This window comes from Pseudomonas sp. Irchel 3E19, from assembly GCF_900187585.1.
In the GTDB taxonomy this organism is placed as follows: Bacteria; Pseudomonadota; Gammaproteobacteria; order Pseudomonadales; family Pseudomonadaceae; genus Aquipseudomonas; species Aquipseudomonas baetica.
Genome location: NZ_FYDT01000033.1, coordinates 23,357 through 50,019, shown reverse-complemented (window position 1 = coordinate 50,019; position 26,663 = coordinate 23,357). Strand labels below are relative to the sequence as shown.

The 26,663-nt window shown below is 61.0% G+C and carries 21 protein-coding genes; 1 reads left to right on the top strand and 20 read right to left on the bottom strand.

The genetic code is table 11. The annotated features are described in order from the left end of the window. Nucleotides 1–70: 70 nt before the first annotated feature. The 20 genes from CKW18_RS20015 to CKW18_RS19920 all read right to left on the bottom strand — a co-directional run bounded on the left by CKW18_RS20015 (nucleotide 71) and on the right by CKW18_RS19920 (nucleotide 21,298). Entirely contained in the window at nucleotides 71–1,513 is a 1,443-nt protein-coding gene (locus CKW18_RS20015; RefSeq protein ID WP_095190385.1) for an efflux transporter outer membrane subunit, read from the bottom strand. Then, the gene (locus CKW18_RS20010) at nucleotides 1,510–2,397 is read right to left on the bottom strand and encodes an HlyD family secretion protein (protein WP_095190384.1); all 888 of its coding nucleotides are present in this window, start codon (nucleotides 2,395–2,397) and stop codon (nucleotides 1,510–1,512) included. Before CKW18_RS20010 ends, CKW18_RS20015 begins: the two co-directional genes overlap by 4 nt. Further along, a complete protein-coding gene (locus tag CKW18_RS20005) occupies nucleotides 2,394–2,603 on the bottom strand; it encodes a DUF1656 domain-containing protein (protein ID WP_027611129.1) in 210 nt (69 codons plus the stop codon). Before CKW18_RS20005 ends, CKW18_RS20010 begins: the two co-directional genes overlap by 4 nt. Continuing rightward, complete coding sequence (locus CKW18_RS20000) at nucleotides 2,600–4,663, bottom strand: FUSC family protein (protein WP_095190383.1); 2,064 nt, start codon at nucleotides 4,661–4,663, stop codon at nucleotides 2,600–2,602. The genes CKW18_RS20005 and CKW18_RS20000 overlap by 4 nt, the downstream gene beginning before the upstream one ends. Continuing rightward, on the bottom strand, nucleotides 4,660–5,088 hold the full coding sequence (locus tag CKW18_RS19995; protein WP_095190382.1) for a MarR family winged helix-turn-helix transcriptional regulator: 429 nt from the start codon (nucleotides 5,086–5,088) through the stop codon (nucleotides 4,660–4,662). The genes CKW18_RS20000 and CKW18_RS19995 overlap by 4 nt, the downstream gene beginning before the upstream one ends. 143 nt (nucleotides 5,089–5,231) lie before the next feature. Then, nucleotides 5,232–5,513, bottom strand: a complete 282-nt coding sequence (locus CKW18_RS19990) for a type II toxin-antitoxin system RelE/ParE family toxin (protein WP_095190381.1) — start codon at nucleotides 5,511–5,513, stop codon at nucleotides 5,232–5,234. After that, a complete protein-coding gene (locus CKW18_RS19985) occupies nucleotides 5,503–5,748 on the bottom strand; it encodes a type II toxin-antitoxin system Phd/YefM family antitoxin (RefSeq protein ID WP_095190380.1) in 246 nt (81 codons plus the stop codon). The genes CKW18_RS19990 and CKW18_RS19985 overlap by 11 nt, the downstream gene beginning before the upstream one ends. A gap of 90 nt (nucleotides 5,749–5,838) precedes the next feature. Next, nucleotides 5,839–6,084, bottom strand: a complete 246-nt coding sequence (locus CKW18_RS19980) for a DUF2789 domain-containing protein (RefSeq protein ID WP_095190379.1) — start codon at nucleotides 6,082–6,084, stop codon at nucleotides 5,839–5,841. 126 nt (nucleotides 6,085–6,210) lie between these two features. After that, the gene (locus tag CKW18_RS19975; RefSeq protein ID WP_095190378.1) at nucleotides 6,211–6,672 is read right to left on the bottom strand and encodes an aminoacyl-tRNA deacylase; all 462 of its coding nucleotides are present in this window, start codon (nucleotides 6,670–6,672) and stop codon (nucleotides 6,211–6,213) included. Between the two features lie 160 nt (nucleotides 6,673–6,832). After that, on the bottom strand, nucleotides 6,833–8,386 hold the full coding sequence (locus CKW18_RS19970; RefSeq protein ID WP_170947289.1) for an efflux transporter outer membrane subunit: 1,554 nt from the start codon (nucleotides 8,384–8,386) through the stop codon (nucleotides 6,833–6,835). Then, nucleotides 8,383–9,453, bottom strand: coding sequence for an HlyD family secretion protein (locus CKW18_RS19965; protein WP_095190377.1), 1,071 nt, complete (start codon nucleotides 9,451–9,453; stop codon nucleotides 8,383–8,385). The genes CKW18_RS19970 and CKW18_RS19965 overlap by 4 nt, the downstream gene beginning before the upstream one ends. A 27-nt stretch (nucleotides 9,454–9,480) precedes the next feature. Continuing rightward, entirely contained in the window at nucleotides 9,481–11,019 is a 1,539-nt protein-coding gene (locus tag CKW18_RS19960) for an MFS transporter (protein WP_095190376.1), read from the bottom strand. Between the two features lie 219 nt (nucleotides 11,020–11,238). Beyond that, complete coding sequence (locus CKW18_RS19955; protein ID WP_095190375.1) at nucleotides 11,239–12,156, bottom strand: LysR family transcriptional regulator; 918 nt, start codon at nucleotides 12,154–12,156, stop codon at nucleotides 11,239–11,241. A gap of 173 nt (nucleotides 12,157–12,329) precedes the next feature. Continuing rightward, the gene (locus tag CKW18_RS19950) at nucleotides 12,330–13,196 is read right to left on the bottom strand and encodes an ABC transporter permease (RefSeq protein ID WP_095190374.1); all 867 of its coding nucleotides are present in this window, start codon (nucleotides 13,194–13,196) and stop codon (nucleotides 12,330–12,332) included. A 20-nt stretch (nucleotides 13,197–13,216) separates the two neighbouring features. Beyond that, nucleotides 13,217–14,077, bottom strand: coding sequence for an ABC transporter ATP-binding protein (locus tag CKW18_RS19945; protein ID WP_095190373.1), 861 nt, complete (start codon nucleotides 14,075–14,077; stop codon nucleotides 13,217–13,219). Between the two features lie 5 nt (nucleotides 14,078–14,082). Then, entirely contained in the window at nucleotides 14,083–15,108 is a 1,026-nt protein-coding gene (locus CKW18_RS19940) for an ABC transporter substrate-binding protein (RefSeq protein ID WP_095190372.1), read from the bottom strand. An 18-nt stretch (nucleotides 15,109–15,126) separates the two neighbouring features. Further along, entirely contained in the window at nucleotides 15,127–16,023 is an 897-nt protein-coding gene (locus tag CKW18_RS19935; RefSeq protein ID WP_095190371.1) for a TauD/TfdA family dioxygenase, read from the bottom strand. Between the two features lie 374 nt (nucleotides 16,024–16,397). Further along, entirely contained in the window at nucleotides 16,398–17,765 is a 1,368-nt protein-coding gene (locus CKW18_RS19930) for an HlyD family type I secretion periplasmic adaptor subunit (protein ID WP_095190370.1), read from the bottom strand. Further along, nucleotides 17,755–19,911, bottom strand: a complete 2,157-nt coding sequence (locus tag CKW18_RS19925; protein ID WP_095190369.1) for a type I secretion system permease/ATPase — start codon at nucleotides 19,909–19,911, stop codon at nucleotides 17,755–17,757. Before CKW18_RS19925 ends, CKW18_RS19930 begins: the two co-directional genes overlap by 11 nt. A gap of 34 nt (nucleotides 19,912–19,945) precedes the next feature. Then, a complete protein-coding gene (locus CKW18_RS19920; RefSeq protein ID WP_095190368.1) occupies nucleotides 19,946–21,298 on the bottom strand; it encodes a TolC family outer membrane protein in 1,353 nt (450 codons plus the stop codon). Between the two features lie 358 nt (nucleotides 21,299–21,656). Here CKW18_RS19920 and CKW18_RS31105 point away from each other — a divergent pair. Continuing rightward, nucleotides 21,657–26,663 (top strand): retention module-containing protein (locus tag CKW18_RS31105; protein ID WP_256587022.1); only part of this gene is annotated, 5,007 nt, incomplete at its 3' end.

Here is a 26,663-nt window from a genome sequence, read left to right as displayed (position 1 = left end):
CTAGCAATGTGCGCTGAAGGGGCGCTTTGCACGGGGCGCCCCTTCAACACTTCAAAGCATAGCTATGGCCTCAGGGTTTGCTCGGGCTTGAGGCTTGCGTTCGTCCGCTTTCCCAACCGCCGCCGAGGGCGAGGAACAAATCGATCTGGCTCATGGCGACTTGCGTGTTGGCGGCGGCCAGTTGCGCGGTGACATCGGTGTAAGTGCGGGTCGCCTGCAAGTCGGCGAGGAACGACTCGCGGCCGGCCTGGAAGAAGCGGTGCGTCTGGTCGGCGGCCAGTTTCGCTGACTGCTCGGCATCGGCCAGCGCGTCACGGCGCTGCAGCAACGCGCTGTACTGGGCCAGACCGGTCTGGGTTTCGCGGATGGCGTTGAGCACCACGCCGTCGAAATGCGCCAATGCGCCTTGGGTCGATGCTTCGGCTTCGCGAATTCGCGCGCGGGCGCCGTTGGTCGGCACTTTCCAGCTCAGCGACGGACCGAACCCCCAACGGTTGGTCGATGGGTCACCCAAGTCATCGATGAGCCCGACGGTGCCGATGGTCGCGCCGATGCTGATGTCCGGGTACAACTCGCCGGTGGCAACGCCGATTCCGGCGGTCGAAGCAGCCAGTCGGCGCTCGGCCTGACGGATATCGGGACGGCGCTTGAGCAGCGCAGCGCCGTCACCCACCGGCACCAATTGGGCGATTTTCGGCAACTCGGCACAGGTCGCGGTGCCGGCCGGCAACTGATCGACCGGTTTGGCCAGCAACATCGACAAACGGAACAGCCCAGCCTGGCGCGCCGCTTCATAACGCGGCAGCTCGGCGCGCAGGGATTTGAATTGGGTTTGCGAGCGGGTGACCTGGGTTTCATCACCACGTCCAGCATCGCGCAGGCGCTGGATCAGCGTGGTGCTTTGCGATTGCAGATCGAGGGAATGCTCGGCGATTTCCCGCTCTTCATTGGCCGCGCACACCTGGGTGTAGGCGCGAACCACGTCGGCCACCAAAGTGATGCGTGCGGTGTCAGCCGCCGCTTGGGTGGCGTCGGCATTGGCCTTCGCGCCTTCGATGCCGCGCTGCAAGGTGCCCCACAAATCGAACTGATAAGAAGCACTGATGCCAATATCGCCGACGTTGTCGACCGGGACTTTTTCCGGCAGCAAGAACGCCTGACCGGATTCCTGCAAACGCTGCGCGCCCATCTTCACGCCTGCGCTCCAGCCGCCCGCCGCTTCGGCTTCGTCGACTTGCGCGCGAGCGCGCGACAGGTTCGCGGCGGCTACACGCAGATCCGTGTTGGAGGCCATGGCCTGCTGCACCAGTTGATCCAGTCGCGGATCCTTGTACAACCGCCACCAGTCCGCCGGCACCGGCGCCGACACCACCGGTTTGCCGGCCACGGCCAGTTCGCCCTGAAAGTCCTTGCGCTGGATCGCCGCATCATCGGGCACGTGATAGTCCGGCCCGACCATCTGACAGGCCGAGAGCAGCGCGCCCAGCCCGGCGATCACCAGGGCCTTGTTCATTGCGCAGGCTCCTGCTTTTGCTCATCAATGATCGACACCGTGGCGGTGCGGCCGGCAATCATGCGGAAGTCTGCCGGTACATCATCGAAAGCGATGCGCACCGGAATCCGCTGCGCCAGCCGTACCCAACTGAATGCCGGGTTGACGTTCGGCAGCAGATTGCTGCCGCTGCTGCGGTCGCGGTCTTCGATGCCGGCGACGATGCTTTCGACATGCCCGCGCAACTTGGCGCGGTCGCCGATCACGCGGATATCCACCGACTGGCCGACATGAATGCCGTCGAGTTTGGTTTCTTCGAAATAACCATCGATGTGGAACGAGTTGCTGTCGACCACCGACAACACCGGGCGCCCGGCAGTGACGAATTCCTGAGGACGCGGCGCGCGGTCGTTGACGTAGCCGTCCACCGGGCTGCGGATGACCGAGCGGTCGAGGTTGAGCTGGGCGCTGTCCACCGTGACCATGGCTTCGGCCAGCGCCGATTGCGCACGGGCGACTTTCGATTGGCTTTCTTCCAACTGCTCAGCCGGCACCAGATTGCCCAGGCCACGGTTACGCTTGGCTTCGCGCTGCGCCTGGGCGAGGGTTTCTTCACGATCCGCAACCGCCGCTTTGGCTTGACGCAGGGCCAGTTTGAAACGGTCCTGGTCGATGCTGAACAGCACCTGACCACGCTTGATCAACTGGTTGTCCTTCACCTCGACCTGCTGGATCAGCCCGGACACGTCCGGGGCGATCTGGATGATGTCAGCACGAATGTGGCCGTCACGGGTCCACGGCGCGAACATGTAATACATCACCATGCGCCAGACGAGGACAACGGCAAAAGTCACGATCAGCAGGGTCAGTACCACGCGACCGATGGTCAAAAACGGTTTTTTCATGTCATCAGGTATCGACTGAGTGAGTCCACGCCGTACAGCAGCACGGCGTAGAGGGCCACGTTGAACAATGCCCGGTGCCAGACCAGACGGTAAAAGTGCAGACGTGTCAGCACGCCATGCACCAGCAAAAACAGCACATAAGTGATGCCCATCAACACCAGCAGGGTCGGCAGGAAAATGCCGCTGATGTCCAGATCACCGATCATAGGGGCGCTCCATCGGGCAGCGGTTCTTCGGGCTCGGCGCTGGAGACGAATTCGACGCCGGGCAGCAACGCCAGACGCAAGCCGCTCAAGGCGTGCAACAGGTGTAGACGGGTTTCTTCATCGCCATGGCCATTGAGCGCACGGCGGGTGCGGTCCATGGTCATCAACAAACCGCTCGACGCCGGCAGGCGTTCACCGGACTTGAGGCAAGCGCGGAAATATTCGCCGACTTCAACGACCACTTGCTGCAGCAGCGTCTTCGGCACGCCGGTCACGCGTGGGGTATAAGCCAGCAAATCGAGCAAGTTCAGGCCCACCCGCACTTCACGCATGGCGATGCCGGTGTCCTGGCCGGTCAGGGCCAATCGCGGCAAATGCTGCATCAGACGATCAAGCAACTGCACGCCCAGCTTGCGGTGTTCGGCGAGGTTGGCCGGTTCGGTCATGTCGACGATGTCTTTCCAACTGAACCGGGTCAGGCGCTTGGCCGCCAGTTCGGCACCGAACGGGCGCGCCACCAGCGTCCAGATGAACGCGAACAACAGCCCCATCGGCCCCGCCAGGTTGGAGTTCACGAAGGCGAAAAAGTCCGCGTCGTAGGCACCCTGAATGCTGATGAACGATGAGGTGTTGACCAGCGTCAGGAGCATGCCGAGGTAGAAGCGCGGCTGCACCGTCAGTGTGCCGACGCAGATAAACGGGATGGCAAACGCCAGAACCAGCATCGGGAAGTCGTGCAGGTTCGGCAGAATCAGAAACAGATAGAGGCTGGCGAACAGCACCGACATACCTGTCCAGAAAAAGAACCGGTAGATCTGCGGCGCCGGGTCGTCCATCGAGGCGAAGAAGCTGCACGCCACCGCCGCCAGAATCACCGCACTGCCGCCGTCCGGCCAGCCGAGCAGAATCCACAGCACCGAGGCGACGATGATCGCCAGAATGGTTGAGGCCACCGAATACAGCATCAGCCCACGGTCGATAAACGGCGTCAGGCGACCGAGACGCCAGTGGCGGTAGACCGCGCGCCAGCTGTCCTGGCGTTCGCACAGAATCGCATCCTGCAGACTGCGGCAGTCTTGCCACAGATCGATGAACTCGCCGAGACGGTACAAGGCATTGGAGAACAGCAATTGCTTGCGATCCTCCAACGCTTCAGCGCTCGGTTGCAGGGCTTCGAGCTGATCTTTCAGGGCTTGCCAGCGATCGAGATCGGCGTCTTTGTGGCCCAGCCATTCACGTGTCGCAGCCAGCAGCGGCGCGAACTTTTCCACCAGTTCCGGCGTGCGTCGTTCGAGGGCGTAGAGCGAATCCTCCAGCGCATCGATCACCGGCAGCAGGTGGATCATCCGTCCGCGCAGCTCCTTGGTATTGCGCACGGTTTGCGGCCGCGAGCCTTCGTGCGGCAACTGGCCAATCATCAATTCGAGGCTGTTGAAACTCGCGACCATGGCCATGCGCAGCGCGGTCACTTCTTCGGGCTGCACGTCGCGGCTGAGGAATTTCAGGCTGTAGCTCGAAGCGTCGGCGAACCATTTGCCCACGGCGTCGTTGAACACCGGCGCCAGGCGTCGCGGCCAGAACATCGCACCGACCACGGCGGCGACGGCGATGCCGAGGAAAATCTCTTCGGTGCGCGCTTCCGCGACGTCCCACACGGCCAGCGGGTTATCCACCACGGGCAAGGCAATCAGCGGCAGCGTGTAGCCGGCGAGCATCAACGCATAGCTGTTGGCGGTACGCAGGTGCAGGGACAGGAACAGCAAAATCCCCGTCCACAAGGCGATAACCACCACCAGCACATACGGGCTCTGGACAAACATCGGCACAAAAAACACCGCCGCCGCCGCACCGAGAAAGGTGCCAATGGCGCGGTACAAGGCTTTGGAGCTGGTCGGCCCGAGAAACGGGCTGGAGACGATGTACACCGTGGCCATCGCCCAATAGGGACGCGGCATCTGCATGAGCATGGCGATGTACAGCGCGAGCATCGACGCGGCAAAAGTGCGGACCCCGTAGAACCAGTCCCGGGCCGGCGGAATGCCAGTGAAAAAACCGTTCAAGAATTGACCACCAACGGCGGATTGGCCGCCTCAAAAGCCCGGAGTACGCGAAGCGTAGCCTCCAGATCACTCTGATCTATCCCTTCGAGCACTTCGTGACGCAAGCGCACCAGTTCGATTTCCACCGCTTGCACCAGTTCCCGGCCGGTATCGGTCAGGCTCAGGCATTTGGCGCGACGATCCTGCGCATCTTCAGTGCGGCAGACGTAGCCCGAATGGCACAACTGATCGAGTAGCCGCACCAGCGACGGACTCTCCATCCCGGCCGCCTGCGCCACCTGCACCTGGCGCACGCCCTCGCCCAAGCGGCCGATCATCAACAGCGGCACGGCGCAGGCTTCGGAAATTCCGTAATTGACCAGTGTGGTCTGGCAGATCTTCCGCCAATGCCTGGCGGCCACCACCATGGCACTGCTGATGTTCATCTGGAGAGCGTCGAGGGAATCGGACACGGGAAAATGCACACTGTTAGTTTGCTAACTATCAATATCGCATTGGTGGGGAAATTCAGTCAAGTTTTGAAACAAATTGGCTGTTCGCCGAAAGGAAGGAACACGCCGGGGTGTACTCAGCGCTTTTTTGCATTCGCGTACACGCTGCTGCGCTCGCGTTTTCCTACCGCGACTACAGAAACGACGACTCGCACATCGATTACTTGATAGACCAATCTGTAACCAGAGGCCTTGAGTTTGATTTTGTAACAGTCCGGCATGCCATGGAGTGCATCCGCTGACACTCTCGGTAGCGCCAATCTTTCCGCGAGCTTTTTCTTGAATTGATCCCGGAGCGTGTGACCCAGCTTGTTCCACTCTTTATGAGCAGATGGCAGAAATTCCAGCTTATAGGTCATCCAGGCTTACCGAAACGGGCGTTTCATGGCTGCGCGAACGAACAATTTCAGCCAGCTCCAAATCATCAAGCCGCTCCATCATCGCTTCGTAAACATCGGCAGGCACCATGTAGCCCATGACGCGATTATGGTTCAAAACAGCAACAGCTCCGCCATGTGCGCCGCTAAGCACTGCTGAAGGGTTTTTCTTTAACTCGGAAACACTGACGGCCATATCGGCCAGAACACTTTGCATAATAAAGACCTCAATTGAGGTCGTAATACTGGTCCATTTTTAGCGTATCGACAACCGTAAACAGTCAGGCGCCAAGCGGGTGCCTGTTGGCTACCCCGCCCGCCCTTTACGCAACAACACATCCAACTGATCCACAACCTCCGCCCAATCGGCATCATCGAGAATCTCATCGCGCAAAAAATCCGCTTGGCTCTTCGTCCAGAAAAACGCATCGGCCAGATGCAGTTCGGGTTTGAGCGGAGAGTGGGTGGCGATGAATTGGTCGATGCTGGTGGCGTCGTTGTCCAGGCCGAGTTGTTTGAACAGGGAGGGAAGGCTGTGAGTAGGATTTTCCATCGCGCGATTCCTTGGAAAGAGTGGTGTCTGGAAAATTATTCGCGAGCAGGCTCGCTCCCACAGATTGATGCGATCCCCTGTGGGAGCGAGCCTGCTCGCGATGGCCTCAGTGGCAGCGCCGCAAAATTAATGAATCAACTCCCGCACCTCGGCATGCGGCACCATTTTCAGAAACTCGGGCATGCTCATGTGCAGCAGGTAATTGTGGTTGCCCGCCTCCAGATAAATATCCTTCTGCCGGGTCAGCAGCGGGTCGATGACCATGTCCAGCCCGTAGGAATCCCCCAGTGGCGGTACCGCGCCGCGTTCGCAGTCGTCGAAGATGTGCGCCAGATTACTTTCGCGGGTCAGTTGCCATTCGCCACTGCTGCGCACCTTGCTCAAGTCCAGATGATGACTGGCAGGTAGCACGGCCATCAAGTAATGCCCATGGTGATCGTCGAGGATCACCGATTTCGCCACCCGTTCGGCGGGAACCCCCGAAACCCGCGCGGTTTCAAGGCTGCTGGAAGAGTGTCGGTGAGCGACGATGTCATATTCGCAATGCGCCCGGGTCAGGCTGCTTTGCACTTTTTTGGCCATTCGCATGATGCACCTCGGTGTTGCGCTGAACGTTGTTGCCGTGTCTTTGATTCTAGTTCGGCACACCGCTGGCGCAGGGAAATCCGCCCGCTGGACACATCCGCACATTGATCAACATTCAGCCTTGCGTGAGACTCATATGAGTCCACGACAGCGGGGGCCGCAATCAAGCCGGATTATTGGTCACGACTTCTGCCGGATACACCGATTGCCATCCCCCGCCCAGCGCCCGGTACAACCCGACTGTCGCCAGTGAAACCCCGGTGGAGCTTTCCACCCACTGTTCCTGCGTCGCCAGCAAGGCGCCTTGCACGGTGAGGACGTTGACGAAATCGACCACGCCTTCGACATATTGCTGTTGCGCGGTGCGCAGGGCGATCTGGTTCTGGCGCACGGCTTCGGCGAGGCTGCCTGCGCGACGTTGGCTGGCGTTGTAGGCGGTCAGTTGATCGTCAATTTCGTGCCAGGCGCGCAGCACAGTTTGCTGGTAGCTGATCGCGGCTTCCTGTTGCTGGGCTTCGCGCAGTTGCAACATGCCGCGCAAGCGTCCGCCGTCGAACAGCGGCAAGCTGAACTGCGGGCCGATACCAAAGGCGCGCGAGCCCCACGAGCCGAAATCACTGAGTTGCATGGCTTGCGAACTCAGGTTGCCGGACAGGGTAATACGCGGGTAGAAGTCACCCTTGGCCACGCCGATGTTGGCGGTGGCGGCGTGCAGTCGCGCCTCGGCCTGACGGATGTCCGGACGGCGTTCGGCCAGTTGTGACGGCAGGCCGATGGCGACTTTGAGCGGCGACTGCGGCACCCCTGCGTCTGTGGATAACGCCTTGGCCAGGGCTTGCGGTGGCTCGCCCATCAACAGGCTGATCGCGTTGATCAGTTGCGATTGGCGTTGTTCCAGCGCCGGCAATCGCGATTCGATGGCCGCAACTTGCGCAGCGGCTTCGGCAACGTCCAGGTCGGTGGCCACACCATCGTTCAACCGCAGTTGCGAGAGATTCAGGCTGTGGCGAGCGACGTCGAGGTTTTGCTCGGTAACGGCGCGGGTGTTCTGCACGCCGCGCAACTGGATGTAGTTTTGTGCGGTGTCGGCAAGGACGGCCAGCAAGACACTGCGACGGTCGTTTTCGGCGACTTCAAGGTTCGCGTCAGCCGCTTCGGTTGCGCGGCGCACGCGGCCCCAGAAATCCAGCTCCCACGCGGCAGAAAAACCGGCGTCCCACAGATTGAACGCGGAGTCACCGTTGTTTCCGGCAGGATCGTTGAGGCCTTCGCCGCTGTTGCGTTTGCGTGCATAGCTGCCGGTAGCAGCGGTGTTCGGGTAACGATCAGCACTGATCACCTGACGCGCCGCGCGGCTTTGTTGCAGGCGGCTGCTGGCCAGTTGCAGGTCGAGGTTGCTCTTCATCGCACGCTGAGTGAGGGCCGAGAGCTGCGGATCGTTAAAGACCTCCCACCAGCGTTCGTTCAGCGGTTCGCTGACGGCTCGGCTGGGGGCGGATTTGGCGGGTTTTGCCCAATCGGCGATGTGTGTGGTTTCGGGTTTCTGGAAGTCAGGCCCCACTGTGCAGGCGCTGAGACTTACCGTGAGTAGGGCACCCAAAGCGAGTTGCTGCCAGCGGCCTCTTCGCGAGCAGGCTCGCTCCCACATTTGGGAATGCGTTTCTCCTGTGGGAGCGAGCCTGCTCGCGAAGGCGTCAGTTCGTTCAAAGAAGCTCATCGCTGAGTCACCTCACGCACCGACGTCGCCGAGCTACGCGTATCGATACTCGCCTCCACCGACATCCCCACCCGCAGTCGCTCGGCCAGTGGCTGCCCCGGTGCCAGCACAATCTTCACCGGAATCCGCTGCACCACCTTGGTGAAGTTACCGGTGGCGTTATCCGGTTTCACTGCCGCAAAGGTCACGCCAGTGGCCGGCGCGATGCTTTCGACGCTACCGTTCAGGGCTTCTCCACCGAGACTGTCGACACGTACTTGCACTTGCTGCCCGGGCTGCACATCCGTCAGTTGCGTCTCCTGAAAGTTGGCCACCACATAAGCCTGCTGCAACGGCACCACCGCCAGCAGCTTGCTGCCCGGTGTCACATAGGCGCCGACGCGCACGGCGCGCTCGCCGACCATGCCGTCCTGCGGCGCGGTGATACGCGTGTAGGAGAGTTCGAAACTGGCGATTTCCAGCGCCGCTTGTGCGTGCTTCAACGTGCCTTCGGCGGCATCACGCTGCGCGGTGAGGACTTCGACCTGCTTGCGCTCGGCGGCCAGTTTTGCGCTTGCGGTGTCCAGCCGCGCGGAGGCCTGATCGATACGGGTACGGGCCTGTTGCGCGTTCTGCACGGTGCCGGCGCCGACGCCAGCGAGGTGGTTGTAGCGATTCAATTCCTGCTGGGCGAAGGCCATTTCAGCCTTGGCCGATACCACCGACGCCTGTGCCTGAGCGATCACCGAGGTCTGGCGTTCCAGCGTGGCTTTCGCGTTCTGCAACTGCGCACGGGCGACGAGGGTTTGCGCATCAGCCGCTTCGGCGGCAGCACGCAAATCGCGATCATCGATCAGCGCCAGCAACTGCCCGGCCTTCACCCGCTGGTTGTCTTCCACCAGCACTTCCTTGATGAACCCGGCCACGCGCGGCACCACCAAGGTGAAATCGGCGGAGACGAACGCGTCGTTGGTGCTCTGCTGAGTACGTTTGCCAAACAGGCCGGGCACTGCCAGATACAACAGCACGCCTACAGCCAACGCTGCAGCGATAGCCACCGCGAGTTTTTGCTTTGCTTGAGTCGTCATAAAAACCTTCATTGTTCAGTACCGCAATCAGGTCGGTGCGCGCGGCGGGAAAATCCGCGTCGGCAGCCAGAAAATCAGCAGGATCAGCGCTACCGCAACGCCAGCCATGCACACATAGAGATCAGAAGACGTCAGCACCACGGCCTGTTCGTGCAGACGATGGGCAAGGCCCGGATCGCTGCGGTCGGCCAACGGCGAATTGCCGAGGCTGTCGACCAGCATGGTCGAGTGAAAATGCAGACGCGCCGTGGTCAGCGCCTCGAGCATTCCGGTGGCGACCACCGCCGCCAGACCTTTCACAGTGTTGAACCAGGCCGAGGCAAACGGCCCGTCCATTGGCTGGATGCTGCCGGTGGAGAGCATCAACAGCGGCAGCACCGACATCGGCTGACCGAAAATCTGCAGCCATTGCAGGACGTAGAAATTGTCGCGAATCCACTCCGAAGTCAGCAGCGAGCCACCGAGGCAGGACAGCACCAGCATGCTCAAGCCAATCCCGAGCACCCAGCGGCAATCGACCCAGCGCAGGTTGCACAGCGCCGCCACCAACGGCAGCGCAATCAACTGCGGCAACGCTGCGATGAGCATGATCGGCGCGGTCTGCAGCGGGCGATAACCCTGCACTTGCGCCAGATAGCTCGACGGAATCAACACCACCGCTTGCAGCACCACCAACACGCCGGCCAGGGTCATCAGCGCGAACGCCAGGTTGCGGATACCGAGCATCTGCAACTTGAAGAACGGAATCGGCTGCGACCACTCGTTGATCAGAAACGCCACCAGCAGCAACGATCCGGAGCCGAGCAGCGCGCAGATCAGATTCGACTCGAACCAGTCCAGCCGATTGCCCTGCAACAGGCCGATCACCAGCATGCAGATTGCCGGAAAACCCAGCAGCAGGCCTTTCCAGTTGAACGCCTTGAGGCGCTCAAGGCGCAGCGGATCCTGCGGGATGCCGTAAGCCACCATGAGCATGGCAATCAGGCACGGCCCGATGATTTGCCAGAACGTCCATTGCCAGCCGATGTATTCGGTCCACAAACCGGCCAGCGGCGTACCGAGGCCCGGGCCGAAGGTGGCTGTCAGCGCGTAACCGGCCAGTCCATAAAGCTTGAAATTCGGCGGCAGAAATCGCAGGGCGACGGTCATCAGCATCGGCGGCAACGCGCCGCCAGCCAGACCTTGCAGGGTACGCATCAGCAGCAGGCTTTCGTAGTTCGGGGCGAATGGACTAAGCACACCGAGCAAGGTGAACAGACTGATCGCGCAGAGGGTGAAGCGGCGCAGCGAGAAGGTTACCGAGCACCACGGCGCGAACGCCATGGCTGCGACCGAGGTGGCGGTGTAGCTGGCCACCAGCCAGGTGCCTTCGTCGTAACCGATGTTCAGCGCGCCGCGGATGTCGGCCAGGGCGACCTTGGTCACCATCTCGTTCAGGCCCGAGACCAGCACCGCGATCAGCACGCCGACCAGACCGATGATGATCCGTGCCCCGAACACCGGTGGCGTGGCCGCCGTCGCCGGGCTGGTCGCGACCGTTGGCGCCGGGACCGTCAGGGAGGTCATGAATGCAAACTCCGGAGGGAAAAATACCGGAGCATATTAGTCGGGCTTAGTGCTGACGAAAATTGACTTATTGGCAGGTTATAAGTGCGCCTGAAGCAGCAATGAGGATCTCCTGTGGGAGCGGGCTTGCTCGCGAAAGCGGTGGGTCATTCAACCTGTGCATTGCCTGACACAACACCTTCGGGAGCAAGCCCCCTCCCACAAGGATTCGGTGTAGCTTCAGGGTTGCGCGGCGAGCCAGGTCTCATCGCAGCAAGTCTTGAGGGTTTCACGCAGCCAGCGGTGCGCCGGATCCTTGTCGAAACGCGGATGCCAGGCCTGAGTCAGCATCAACGTCGGCAGCGGAATCGGCAGATCGAACGAACGCAGTTTCAAGCCCAGTCGCCGCACACTCAGCAGCGCTTCCTTGGGCACCGGCAGGATCAGGTCGGAATCCGGCAAGGCAAACATCGCCGCATGGAAACTCGGCGCAATCACCGCCACCCGCCGCTCCAGACCCAAGGCGTTCAACGCCGTGTCGATGGGCCCGCGGGCGATGCCACGGCGCGACATGCTGATATGGGAGAACCCGGCGTAGCGCTCAGCGGTGATTTCGCCGTCGAGCAGTGGATGATCCTCGCGCACCAGACCAACAAAATGCGTGGAAAACAGGTTCTGGACTTTGACTTCCGGGGTCACCGGGCGGGTGTTGCTGACGCTCAGGTCGATCCGCCCTTCGCGTAGCGCTTCATCGTCGCCATCGCCTTCCGGGACGAAACGCAGTTCACAGTGCGGCGCCTGCTGGTCAAGAGTGTCGAACAGTTTGCCGCCGTACACACCGATGAAAAAATCGTTGGCGCGGATGCTGAAGCGGCGGCGCAAACTGCTCAACTCCACGGTGTCCGCCGAGCGGAACAAAAGCGCAGCCTGTTCGACCACATCGCGCACCTGTTCGCGCAATTCCAATGCCTTGGGGGTCGGCACCAGCCCCCGACCGGCGCGCACCAGAATCGGATCACCGATGGCTTCGCGGATCCGCGTCAGGGTCCGGCTCATGGCCGCTGGGCTGAGGTTCATCCGCCGCGCCGCGCCAACCACGCTGCCCTCATCGAGCAAGGCGTCGAGGGCGACCAGAAGGTTCATGTCCGGAAGTTGCATGCCGAGCACTCTTGGCTGATCTGGATTGATCTGTGCGCAATGCTAGCAAACATTCAGCTAATGAGGCGGTGGCCGGACCGACGCTTTCGCGAGCAGGCTCGCTCCCACATGGGAATGCATTTCAAATGTGGGAGCGAGCCTGCTCGCGAAGGGGCCGGTCGGAGCGCCACAAATCAGCGCTGCATACCCCAGCGCTTCACCGTCACCCGCTCCAGCGTGTCAAACACCAGATTCTCCACCAGCAAGCCAATCAGAATCACCATCGCCAATCCGGCAAACACCTTGTCGGTATACAGCTCATTGCGATTTTGAAAGATGTACCACCCCAAACCACCCTTGCCACTGGTCGCGCCGAACACCAACTCAGCCGCGATCAACGTGCGCCAGGCAAACGCCCAGCCAATCTTCAAACCGGCAAGAATCGACGGCAACGCCGCAGGAATCAGGATGAACAGCACAAAACGCATGCCCTTGAGCCCATAGTTGCGCCCGGCCATGCGCAGGGTTTCCGACACACCGAGAAAACCGGCATAGGTGTTCAGCGCCAGCGCCCACAGCACCGAATGCACCAGCACGAAAATCAGGCTGTTCTGCCCCAGCCCGAACCACAGCAAGGCCAGCGGCAACAGGGCGATTGCCGGCAGCGGGTTGAACATCGACGTCAGCGTGCTTAACAGATCGCGACCAAACTGGGTCGATACCGCCAGCGTAGTCAGGGCGAAAGCCAGGACGATGCCGATCAGGTAACCCTTGAGCAGCACCACCAGCGATATCCACACCTTGCCCAGCAACTCGCCACTGAGCAGCCCGTCGTACAGCGCATGACTGGTCTGGACAAAACTCGGTAGCAGCAGATCGTTGTTCTGCACCCGGGCAACGATTTCCCACAGCACCGCGAGCAAAATCAGGATCAGGCTTTTGCGCAGCCAGCCCTGTTGCCACAGCCGTTGGCCGAGGGGTAATTCTCGCTCGACCGGCACGCTGGTCAGCGGCTCCAGCACGGTTTCGAATTCTTGTCGTACAGATGATGAATGGCTCATCGGGCAATTCTCCAGGCCGCTCAATAAGCGATGCGAATGTCGTTGAAGTCGTGGTCGCGCTCGGTTTCCGGCGACTGACCTTCATCGAACAACAGCCGATGAATGCGCCGCGCCGATTCCTGAAACGCCACTCCGCCAAGGCTTTGCAGGTTGTATTGATGGCTGTGCACCTCCGCCCTCACCCGCCCCGGATGCGGCGACAGCAACAAGATGCGATTGCCGACCACCAGCGCCTCTTCAATCGAATGCGTAACGAACAACAGGGTGAAGCGCACCTCCTCCCAGAGCAGCAGCAATTCCTCCTGCATCTTGCGCCGGGTCAACGCGTCCAGCGCGGCGAACGGCTCGTCCATCAGGAGGATTTTCGGCTGCATCGCCAGCGCCCGGGCAATCGCCACCCGCGCTTTCATGCCGCCGGAAAGCGTGTGCGGATAGGCATCGGCAAACGCTGCCAGCCCGACCTTTTCCAGATACTGCAGCGCACGTTCTTCAGCTTCCTTTTTCTTCAGCGTGCGCGAAGCGAGCAGTGGAAACATCACATTTTGTTTGACGGTTTTCCACGGCGGCAGTTGATCGAATTCCTGAAACACCACGATCCGGTCTGGCCCCGGCGCATCGACGCGCCGGCCTTGCAGGCGGATCTCGCCTTCGCAAGGTGCAATGAAGCCGGCGACGGCTTTTAACAAGGTCGATTTACCGCAACCGGACGGGCCGAGCAGTACAAAGCGATCCTGCTGATCGACTTCGAAACTGACTTGGTGGGTGGCACGTACCACCCGTTGCGGCGTGCGGTATTCGAGGCTGACTTGATCCACCGCCAGCAGCGCTTGCGTGCTGGCGACCAGGTTGCTGGCCGCGTGGCCTTGCAAAGGGGCGTTCATCTCTGTCAGCTCCCTTGCAACGGCTTGGCATCCTGGAAGAAGTAGTCCTTCCACGATTCAGGCTTGTTCTTGATGGCGCCAACGCGGTAGAGGAATTCCGCCAGTGGGTAGGTATTTTTTGGCGTGACGCTGAATTCGAATTGCGGGTTGTCGATGATTTTCAGCAAGGCGGCGCGGTCGATCTTGGCTTTGGTCACGCGGATGTAAGTGTCGGCTGCCGCACCCTTATCGTTCTGGGCGAATTGCGCGGCTTCGGTCAGTGCTTCGACGAAGGCTTTGTAGGTCTTCGGGTTTTCGTTACGGAATTTCTCGGTGGCGAACAGCACGGTCGGCGAGTTCGGCCCGAGCAGGTCGTAGGTGTTAAGCACGACATGCACGTTCGGATTTTCCAGCGCCTGATCCTGGAACGGTGGATTGGAGAAATGCCCGGTCAACTCGGTGCCGCCAGCGATCAGCGCAGCGGTCGCGTCCGGGTGTGGAACGGCGATGGTGTACTTGTCGAGGCGATTGAACTCCTTGTCGCCCCATTGCTTGGCGGCCGCGTATTGCAGGAAACGCGACTGCACGGAAACACCCACCGCCGGCACCGCGATGCGATCCTTCTCGGTGAAGTCAGCAATGGTTTTGACCTTCGGATTGTTGCTCACCAAGTAGTAAGGAAAGTTGCCCAACGAGGCCACGGCTTTGACGTTCTGTTTGCCGTGGGTACGATCCCAGATGGTCAGCAACGGCCCGACGCCGGCTCCAGCAATGTCGATGGAGCCGGACAACAGCGCATCGTTGACCGCTGCGCCACCGGACAACTGCGTCCAGTCGACCTTGATGTCGAGGCCTTCCTGCTTGCCGTACTTCTCGATCAGGCCCTGATCGCGCACCACGTTGAGCAATAAATAGACAATGCCGAACTGTTCGGCAATGCGGATTTCACCTTCGGCGTGGGCCACTGCCGGCGCCACCAGACTGCCGGCGAGCAGGCTGAAACCCAGGCCAATAGCGGCGGCCAGCGGTGCAAAAGAAAGACGTTTGGACATGATCGAATCTCCGGCAAATCAGAAAGGCGTGTCGCCCTGAATGGTCGTGCGAAACAGCTTGCGGCGCAGGTGCGCGGGGCAACCGGCGGCGAGATGGATCAGCGAACGGTTGTCCCAGAACACCATGTCGTGGGGCTGCCATTGGTGGCGGTAGATGTTTTGCGGCAGCACGCTATGGGTATGGAGCTCGGTGAGCAGCTGTTGGCTCTCGTCTTCCGGCAGGCCGACGATGCGCGTGGTGAAGCCTTCACTGACGAACAAGGCCTTGCGGCCGTTTTCCGGATGGGTACGCACGATCGGGTGCACCACTTCGGCGACCTGAGCCAGTTGCTCGGGGGTCAGGGTCGGGCGCCAGTTGCCTTCGAATTTGGTTTCGCTGTAACGCGCGGTGTAGGAATGCGCGGCGGAGCGACCTTCGACCGCTTTACGCAGCGCTTCAGGCAGGTTGTCCCAGGCTTTGTGCATGTCGGCGAACAGGGTGTCGCCGCCCTCGGACGGCAGTTCCTGCGCATGCAACATCGAGCCGAGGCTCGGCAGCTCTTTATAGGAAAGGTCGGAGTGCCAGAATTTGCCGGCATCGCCCAGGCCGATGTTCTGGCCGTTTTCGACGATGTTGGAAACGATGAGGATTTCCGGGTGATTGGCCAGCAGGAACTGCTTGAGCACGTGGATCTGCAACACGCCGAAGCGGCGGCTGAAATCGATCTGCTGTTGCGGGGTGATGCGCTGGTCGCGGAACACCACGACGTGGTGATCCAGATGCGCGCGGTGGATGCGCGCGAAGTCCTGGTCGTTGACCGGGCGGGTTAGGTCCAGACCAATGATCTCGGCGCCGACGGCACCGCTGAACGGGCGAATCTCGAAGGTTTGCGGCGCGGCGATCGCGGCGCTTGGGGTGGCAGTGGCTGCGGACATCTTTTCAATCTCCCACGCACGGCGCGCTCAAGGGCGCGCGCGTCGATCAGAAACTCACGCTGGATTGCGTGTTGGTTCAGGTCGTGCGGCGCGCCGATTGGTCGGCAGGTACGCAGGAGATTGACTTTAAAGCTATAAGAACTGGAAATTAAATACCGTTAATGAATAACGATATGGCGGTTGGTGAGGAATGGACTGGTTGGTGAGTGACGATTTGTGTCACTTACTGACGGAGTTGCGGTTATTTTGCCGACGCCTTCGCGAGCAAGCCCGCTCCCACAGTGGATCCCTGTCGAACACGAAATTCGTGTCCAATGAAGATCAAATGTGGGAGCGGGCTTGCTCGCGAAGAGGCCATCAGCCGCGCTGAAGATCTAGCGCTCGTGCAACGCCTCGGCCCGCGCGCGAATGATCGGCTTGAGCAGATAACTCAACACCGACTTCTTGCCGGTGATGATGTCCACCGACGCGACCATCCCCGGAATGATCAGCAACGGCTTCTCATCGGTGCCCAGGTGGCTGCGCTCGGTGCGCACCTTGATGATGTAGTAGGTGGTTTTCTTGTCTTCGTCGGTGATGGTGTCGGCGCCGATCTGCTCAAGCTGAGCCTTCAGCCCGCCGTAGATGGTGTAGTCATACGCGGTGAATTTCACGATCGCTTCCTGCCCCGGATGCAGGAACGCGATGTCCTGCGGGCGGATCTTGGCTTCGACCAGCAAGGTGTCATCCAGCGGCACGATTTCGACCATGTCGCTGCCCGGCTGGATCACGCCACCGATGGTGTTGACCAGCAGTTTGTTGACGATACCGCGTACTGGCGAGGTGACCAGCGTGCGGCTGACCCGGTCTTCCAGGGCCTTGCCGGTGGCTTGGGCCTTGTTCAGGTCGGTGCGGGCTTCGTTGAGCTGGGTCAGGGCTTCGCTGCGGAATTTGCCGCGGGTCTCGTCGATCTTGCGCTGTACTTCCTTGATCGCCGATTCGGCGCGCGGGATCGCCAAGGTCGTCGCATCAAGCTGGCCGCGGGTTTCCACTTCGGCACGCTTGAGCCGCAAGACTTCCACCGGAGAGACTGCGCCCTGCGCCACCAGCGGCTCGGACATGTTGATTTCCTGGCGTTGCAGCCCGAGTTGCTGGCGGTATTGCGCCTGTTTCGAGGTGAATTCGCGCAACTCCTGCTGACGCTGGATCAACTGTTCCTGCAAACCACCGATCTCGTCATGCAACTGCTGGCGGCGGCTGATGTACAGGGATTCTTCGCTCTTGGCCTGACCCGGTACCGCTTTGACCACGTCTTCCGGGAAATTCAGCGGACGGTCATCGACCTCGGCGCTCAGACGCTCGACCCGCAGCAGCATCGACTGCCGATCAGCTTCGGTTTCGCCGACGTTGGAGGCAAATCGCGTGTCGTCGAGACGAATCAGCGGTGCGCCGGCTTCGACGATCTGACCTTCCTTGACGAACAGTTCGGCGACGATCCCGCCCTCAAGGTTCTGGATTTTCTGGATCTTCGACGAGGGTATTGCCTTGCCATCACCCTTGGTCACTTCGTCGATCACGGCGAAGTTGGCCCAGAGCATCAGAAACACGAAGAAGCCGATGATCGCCCAGATCGTCAGGCGCACGACGCGCGGGGCGTCCTCGATCAGCGCCTTGTTGACCTCCGGCAGCGGCTGGCCCTGCAGTGAAGCAGAGCCTTTGAAGTAGCGACGGATCGAATCCTTGAAACCCGACTTAAGCAACACTGATCTGCCCCTTCTTCAACGCTTCCATCACGGCGGCTTTCGGGCCGTCGGCGAGAATCTGCCCGCGATCAATCACTAGCAGACGATCCACTAACGACAGCAGGGATGCCCGGTGCGTCACCAGCACCACGGTCTTGTTTTCAATCACCGCCGCGAGGCGTTGCTTGAGGCGTTCTTCACCGGTGTTGTCCATGGCGCTGGTCGGCTCATCCATCAACAGAATCGGCGGGTTGAGCAACAATGCCCGGGCCAGGGCGACGTTCTGGCGTTGGCCGCCGGAGAGATTCTGCCCGCGCTCGCCCACTTGCAGTTCGTAGCCTTGCGGGTGCAGGCGGGCGAATTCGTGGACACCGGCCAGTTCGGCGGCTTGCAGCACCAGCTCGTCTTCGACATAACGCGCGCCGGAAACCAGGTTGTCACGCAGGGTGCCGGCCAAGAGCTGGATGTCCTGCGGCACGTAGCCGATGTTGTGGCGCAACTCGCTGACGTCGATCTGGCGGATATCAACGCCGTCCACCAGCAACGCGCCGTCGTCCGGCTGATAGAGGCCAACCAGCAGTTTGGCGAGCGAGCTCTTGCCCGAGCCGCTGCGGCCAATGATGCCGATTTTCTCGCCGGGACGAATCACCAGGTTGATGTTCTTCAGCGCCGGGTTCTGTTGCTCCGGGTAGGTGAAATTCAGTTGACGGCATTCGATGGCGCCTTGCAGAACCTTGCGGCTCAGCGGACGCTCTTCGAAATTGCGCTCTTGCGGCAGCTCCATCATCTGGTCGACCGAGGTCATGGTCACCCGCGCCTGCTGATAACGGGTCAGCAGACCGGACAGCGAGGCCAGCGGGCTCAGCGCGCGGCCACTGAGCATGTAGCAGGCAATCAGACCGCCCATGCTCAAGTGGCCATCGATGATCTGGTACACGCCGAAGACGATCATGATCACCCCGGCCAGTTGCTGGATCAGCAGGGTGATGTTCATCGCCAGACCGGAGAGCATTTTCACCCGCAGTTCGAGGCGGCTGAGGGTGCCGATGGTCTGTTCCCACTGGTATTGACGTTCGCTTTCGGCGTTGTTGACCTTGACCGCGTCGAGGCCGGCGAGGGTTTCGATCAGGCTCGACTGGCGCTCGGCGCCGAGGGCCATGGTCCGTTCCATGGTTGCCACCAGCGGTTTCTGCAGCGCGTAACCGATCAGCAGGGCAATCGGAAACGCCAGCACCGGAATCCACACCAGATGCCCGCCGAGAATGGCGATGACGATGAAGATCAGAATGGTGAACGGCAGGTCGATCAGGCTGGTCAGGGTCAGCGAGGCGAGGAAGTCGCGCAGGCTCTGAAACTCGTGGATGTTCTGCGCGAAACTGCCGACACGCGCCGGGCGGTATTTCATGGCCATGCCGACGATGCGCTCAAACAGCGTCGCGGAGATGATCAGGTCGGTTTTCTTCCCGGCCAGATCCAGGCACAGACTGCGCAGGCTCTTGAGGATCAGGTCGAAGATGTAGGCGCCGGTGATGCCCAAGGCGAGCACCCACAGGGTCGCTTCGGCCTGGTTCGGCACCACGCGGTCGTAGACGTTCATCACGAACAGCGGCGCGGCCATGGCGATGATGTTGATCAGGAAACTGGCGGCGATGGCATCGGCGTACAGCCAGCGCGAGCGCTTGAGGGTGTCGCGGAACCACGAACGCGCGCGCGGGATCAGCGTGCCGTGGTTGACGTCGAATTTGTGTTGGGGTTGGGCGAAAAAGACTTTGCCGGTGTAGTCGTCGGCCAGCAGCTCGCGGCCGACCACGGATTCGCCGCCGTCGCTTTCGCTGAGCAGCACCCGTGCTTCGTTTTCACCTTGCCAGCCAAGCAGGATGGCACTGCGGCCGTCCTTGAGCAGCAACAAAGCCGGCATGGCGATTGCCGGAATTTCTTCCAGCTTGCGCTGCAGCACCCGACCTTGCAGGCCGGCGCGAGCCGCCGCGCGGGGCAGCAACTCGACACTCAGACGTTGTTTGGGCAGCGGCAGGCCGGTGGTCAGCATCGCCGCGCTGGCGGGCTTCTGGTGCAGCATGCAAAGGGCGAGCAGACCGTCCAGCAACGGATCGTCGTGCAACGCGCGTGGATCATGACTGAGATGAACTCGACTGACTTCTGATTCCACGCTCGACACTCTTTGGCAATTGAAAAGGGATAACTCAATTCATCCCAGGCAACTGGACCTTGGGCTTCACGTCGTTCTGCACAACGGATGCCAACGGTGCAACCACTCCCTGGCTTCTGAGCAACTCGCCCATGGTCGCCTTGATTCGATACTGAGTAAATAACTGAATGTTTTTGATTTCAGCCAGACGCCGCGAAGCGGTGAACAACTCGTTTTCGCTGTCGAGCAAGTCGAGCAGGGTACGTTCGCCAAGGCTGAACTGACGCTGGTAAGCGGTGCGCACCGAGGTGCTGTGATCGACGTACTGCTGAGCAATCGGCACTTGCGCGTTAGCGTTGTTCAGGGCGTTCCAGGCCAGGCCCAGCTCTTCATTCAACTGACGCAGGGCGTTGTTGCGGATGTCCAGCGCCTGGTTCGACAGGTACGACTTGGATTCCAGATCCGCCTTGTTGCTGCCGCCCGAATACAGGTTGAAGCGCATGCGCAGCATGGCCTGCCATTCGTTGTTGTGACCATTCTGACCGTCGAGATCGTTGTCGGCAGTGCGGCCCAGTTCGGCATCAAAGCGTGGGTAAAAGGTCGACTTGGCGGTTTGGTACTGTTTCTCGGCGGCGGCGATGTCGGATTCGGCCGAACGCAGGATCGGGCTGTTTTCCAGCATTTGCTGACGCGCTTCATTAAGGTTGGCCGGCATCATCGCCATGAAAGGAGCCGGACGCTCCAGCTGATCGGGCATCTGGCCGACAGCGCTGAGGAAGTTGGTTTCGGAGTCAGCCAGATTGGTCTGCTCGGTGATCAGGTTGTTGCGGGCCTGGGCCATCCGCGCTTCGGCCTGATCGAGGTCGGCACCGCTGCCCACGCCGCGCTGGGTGCGCAGCTGGATCTGGTCGTAGATGCGCTGGTGGCTCTTGAGGTTTTCTTCAGCCAGACGCACGAATTCACGGCGGGTCAGCACATCCAGATAAACCTGGGCGACGGTCAGCGCGGTGCGCTCGGAAGTCCCCAGCAGCGAGTAGGCGCGGGAGTTGACGGTGGCTTGTTGACGCCCGACTTCGCTGGACGTCGCAAAACCGTCAAAGACCATTTGCGACAGACGTAAACTTGACTCGCTGCGGTTAAGGGTTTCCCAGTGATTGCCGCCGCCATTGGCCCGGGTGGTCACGCTGTCGGTGCCTTCACGACCATAACCGCCCAGCAGATCGACCTTGGGCAGGTATCCACCTTTAGCTGCCTTTAATTGATAATCCGCAGCCAGACGACTGTTGACCCCTGCCTGGATTTCCGGATGGACATCCAGTGCCTGTTGCATGGCTTCTGGTAAGGATTGTGCTTGGGCAAAAGAGGCGGCGAGTGCGAAGGGTAGAGCCTTGAACAAATGCGAACGCATGGTAACGATTTCCCAGAACTACTTGTCTTGAATCACAGCAAAGAGTGGTGCTGCGGCGGATGATGGCAACCGGAATGACCGTATGTCGGAAAGTTCAAAACAGGAACCGGATCACACGCTAAAGGACAGGTCGCCGCGGAAATATCAATGTGACATTAGTGGGGCGATTGTTTAGGATGGCACCCAGAAGGTCAATAGTTTGGCATAAAGTTAATCGCGAAAGCATCTAGCCAAATTATTGACGAAAAGACGCGTCAAACTTGTTTCGCAAATTTTTAAAGTACGTCCAGACTGAATTGGCATCCATGCCGTCAGGTTTATGGAAGTCAATTGAACGTGACACCCCGGAGAGTCTTCAATGAGCAGTGTTGTTGCCATCGTCAAAAGCATTGTCGGTCAGGTATTCGTGGTGTCCCCAGAGGGCGTACGCCGCGTACTCGTTGAGGGCGATCGCCTGTTTGTCGGCGACCAGATCGACACCGGTCTGTCCGGCGCCGTGTCGCTTGAACTGGCTGATGGCCGCACCCTGGACCTGGGCCGCGAAACCCAGTGGAGCGCCAACGCGCCCGACTCCAGCACTGACCTGGCCGAAGCCACCGCGCAGGCTGCGCCGTCGGTAGCAGAACTGCAGCAAGCCATCGCTGCGGGCGTCGACCCGACCACCGCACTTGAAGCCACCGCTGCCGGCGCAACCGCCGCAGGTACTGGCGGCGCGGCGGGCGGCGGTCACAGCTTCGTGATGCTCGATGCCACGGCTGGCCGCGTTGATCCGACCATTGGCTTCCCGACTGCCGGGATCAACTCCGGTGCGCAAGCCGCACAGAACATCACTGGTGGCCAGAACACCGATACGACCAGCAACGCCCTGCGTGAGTCGACCTTGAGCCTCAGCGCCACGCCGACCATCACCGAAGCAGGCGGCGTGCTGGTGTACACCGCGACCCTGACCCAGGCGCCACTGACTGACCTGACCATCACCCTGTCCAACGGCGCGGTGATCGTGATTCCGGCCGGTTCGACCACCGGCACCGTCAACGTGCCGATGGCCCCCAACGACACCGTTTATAACGACCCGACCCAGATTGACGTGACCGTCACCGGCACCACCGGCGGCAACGGCATCACCGTGACCCCGCCAACCACCCCGGCGACAACTCAGGTCACGGACACCATCGACACCACCACCGTCACTCTGACGGCGGGGCCGAGCGTGACCGAAGGCGGTCAGATCACTTACACCGCGACCCTGACCAACCCGGCGCAAACGCCGGTCACCGTCACCCTGTCGAACGGCTCGACCATCACCATCGGCGCGGGCCAGACCACCGGCACCGTCAACGTGCCAACCCCGGCCAACGACGTCTATAACAACGGCAGCACCGTCACCACCACCATCACCGGTGCCACCGGCGGCAACTTCGAAAACCTGGTGCCGAACCCGACACCGGCGGTGACCACCATCACCGATTCGATCGATAACACCGGCCTGACCCTGACCGCCACCGGCACCGTCGTCGAGGGTGGTCAGATCACCTACACCGCGACTCTGACCAACCCGGCGCAGACGCCGGTCACCGTCACCCTGTCGAACGGTTCGACCATCACCATTGAAGCCGGCCAGACCAGCGGCACCGTCAACGTGCCGACCGCGCCAAACGACGTCTACAACAATGGCGGCACCGTCAGCACCAAGATCACTGGCGCTACCGGTGGCAACTTCGAAAACCTGGTGCCGAACACCACGCCAGCGACCACTACCGTTACCGATTCGATCGACACCACCAGCGTGAGCCTCACCGCCACCGGCACTGTTGTCGAAGGCGGGCAGATCACTTACACCGCGACCCTGACCAACCCGGCGCAAACCCCGGTGACCGTCACCCTGTCGAACGGTTCGACCATCACTATTGAAGCCGGCCAGACCACTGGCACCGTCAACGTGCCGACGGCGGCCAACGACGTCTATAACAACGGCAGCACCGTCAGCACCACGATCACTGACGCTACCGGCGGTAATTTCGAAAACCTGGTGCCAAACCCGACGCCAGCGACCACCACCATTACCGACTCGGTCGACACCACCAATCTGTCGCTGAGTGCCACTGGCTCGGTGGCCGAAGGTGGCTCGATTGTTTACACCGCAACCCTGACCAACGCCGCACAAACCCCGGTGACCGTGACCCTGAGCAACGGCTCGGTGATCACCATCGACGCGGGCAAGACCACGGGCACCGTGACCGTTCCGGCGCCTGCCGATGACGTCTATAAAGACGCCGGCAAAGTTGAAGTCTCCATCAAGGACGCCACCGGCGGCAACTTCGAGAACCTCGTTCCGAGCACCACGCCAGCCGTGACCGAAGTGACCGACACCATCGACACTTCGACCGTCAAACTGAGCGCCGATACCTCGGTGGCTGAAGGCGGCACCGTCACCTACACCGCCACCGTTGGCGCGCCAGTGACTGGCTCGCCGGTTGTGGTAACGCTGGCCAATGGTCAGAACATCACCATCGAAGTGGGTAAAACCACCGGCAGCGTGACCTTCACCGCACCGAACGATGCTTTGACCGGTAACGCACCGCTGACCAACTCGATCACTGGCGTGACTGGCGGCAACTACGAAGATCTCGTGGCCGACAAGACCCCGGTTTCGACTACCGTCACCGATACCGTCGACACCACCAATCTGTCCCTGAGTGCCACGGGGTCCGTGGCTGAAGGCGGTTCGATCGTTTACACCGCGACGCTGACCAATGCTGCCGGTTCGCCGGTGACCGTGACCCTGAGCAACGGCTCGGTGATCACCATCGAAGCCGGCAAAACCACCGGCACAGTAACCGTTCCGGCGCCTGCCGATGACGTCTATAAAGACGCCGGCAAAGTCGAAGTGACCATCAAGGACGCTACTGGCGGCAACTTCGAGAACCTGGTGCCGAGCACTGTTCCGGCGGTTACCGACGTCACCGACACCATTGATACTTCGACCGTCAAACTGACGGCTGATACTTCGGTCGCCGAAGGCGGCACTGTCACCTACACCGCCACCGTTGGCGCTCCGGTGACCGGCTCGCCCGTTGTGGTGTCCTTGGCCAACGGCCAGAGCATCACCATCGAAGTGGGGCAAACCACCGGCACCGTGACCACCACTGCGCCGAACGATGCGCTGGTTGGCCAGGCCCCTGTGACCAACTCGATCACCAACGTCAGCGGCGGCAACTACGAGAACCTCGTTGCCGACAAGACGCCCGTCAGCACCACCGTGACTGATACCACCGACACCACCAACCTGTCGCTCAGCGCGACCGGTTCCGTGGCCGAGGGTGGCCAGATTACCTACACCGCCACGCTGACCAACGCAGCGGGCTCGCCGGTCACCGTGAACCTGAGCAACGGCTCGGTGATCACCATCGAAGCAGGCAAAACCACCGGCACCGTGACGGTTCCGGCACCTGCCGATGACGTCTACAAGGACGCCGGCAAAGTCGAAGTGACCATCAAGGACGCTACCGGCGGCAACTTCGAGAACCTCGTTCCGAGCACCGTCCCAGCGGTGACCGATGTCACTGACACCATCGACACCTCGACGGTGAAACTGACGGCTGACACTTCCGTGGCTGAGGGTGGCACCGTCACTTACACCGCTACCGTCGGCGCGCCGGTGACCGGTTCGCCAGTAGTCGTGACGTTGGCCAACGGCCAGAACATCACCATCGAAGTGGGTAAAACCACCGGCACCGTGACCTTTACCGCGCCAAACGATGCATTGGTCGGCCAGGCTCCGGTCACCAACTCGATCACCAACGTGACGGGTGGCAACTACGAAAATCTCGTAGCGGACAAAACCCCGGTCAGCACCACCGTGACCGACACCACCGACACCACCAACCTGTCGCTCAGCGCGACCGGTTCCGTGGCCGAGGGTGGCCAGATCACTTACACCGCGACCCTGACCAACGCAGCGGGCTCGCCGGTCACCGTGAACCTGAGCAACGGCTCGGTGATCACCATCGAAGCAGGCAAAACCACCGGCACCGTGACGGTTCCGGCACCTGCCGATGACGTCTACAAGGACGCCGGCAAAGTCGAAGTGACCATCAAGGACGCTACCGGCGGCAACTTCGAGAACCTCGTTCCGAGCACCGTCCCAGCGGTGACCGATGTCACTGACACCATCGACACCTCGACGGTGAAACTGACTGCCGACACGTCCGTGGCTGAAGGTGGCACCGTCACCTATACCGCCACTGTTGGCGCGCCAGTGACCGGTTCGCCTGTTGTGGTGACCTTGGCCAACGGCCAAAGCATCACCATCGAAGTGGGTAAAACCACGGGCACCGTGACCTTCACCGCACCGAACGATGCGCTGACCGGTCACGCGCCGTTGAGCAACTCGATCACCGACGTGAGCGGCGGCAATTACGAAAATCTGGTGGCGGACAAGACGCCTGTTTCAACTAACGTCACCGATACCGTCGACACCACCAATCTGTCGCTCAGCGCCACCAATTCGGTCGCCGAGGGCGGTTCGATTGTTTACACCGCGACGTTGACCAACGCTGCCGGTTCGCCGGTGACCGTGACCCTGAGCAACGGCGCGGTCATCACCATCGAAGCGGGTAAAACCACTGGCACCGTGACGGTTCCGGCACCTGCCGATGACGTCTATAAAGACGCGGGCAAAGTCGAAGCAACCATTTCGACTGCCACGGGCGGCAATTTCGAAAACCTGGTGCCGAGCACGGTCCCGGCAGTGACTGAAGTCACTGACACCATCGACACCTCGACGGTGAAACTGACTGCCGACACGTCCGTGGCTGAAGGTGGCACCGTCACCTATACCGCCACTGTTGGCGCGCCAGTGACCGGTTCGCCTGTTGTGGTGACCTTGGCCAACGGCCAAAGCATCACCATCGAAGTGGGTAAAACCACGGGCACCGTGACCTTCACCGCACCGAACGATGCGCTGACCGGTCACGCGCCGTTGAGCAACTCGATCACCGACGTGAGCGGCGGCAATTACGAAAATCTGGTGGCGGACAAGACGCCTGTTTCAACTAACGTCACCGATACCGTCGACACCACCAATCTGTCGCTCAGCGCCACCAATTCGGTCGCCGAGGGCGGTTCGATTGTTTACACCGCGACGTTGACCAACGCTGCCGGTTCGCCGGTGACCGTGACCCTGAGCAACGGCGCGGTCATCACCATCGAAGCGGGTAAAACCACTGGCACCGTGACGGTTCCGGCACCTGCCGATGACGTCTATAAAGACGCGGGCAAAGTCGAAGCAACCATTTCGACTGCCACGGGCGGCAATTTCGAAAACCTGGTGCCGAGCACGGTCCCGGCAGTGACTGAAGTCACC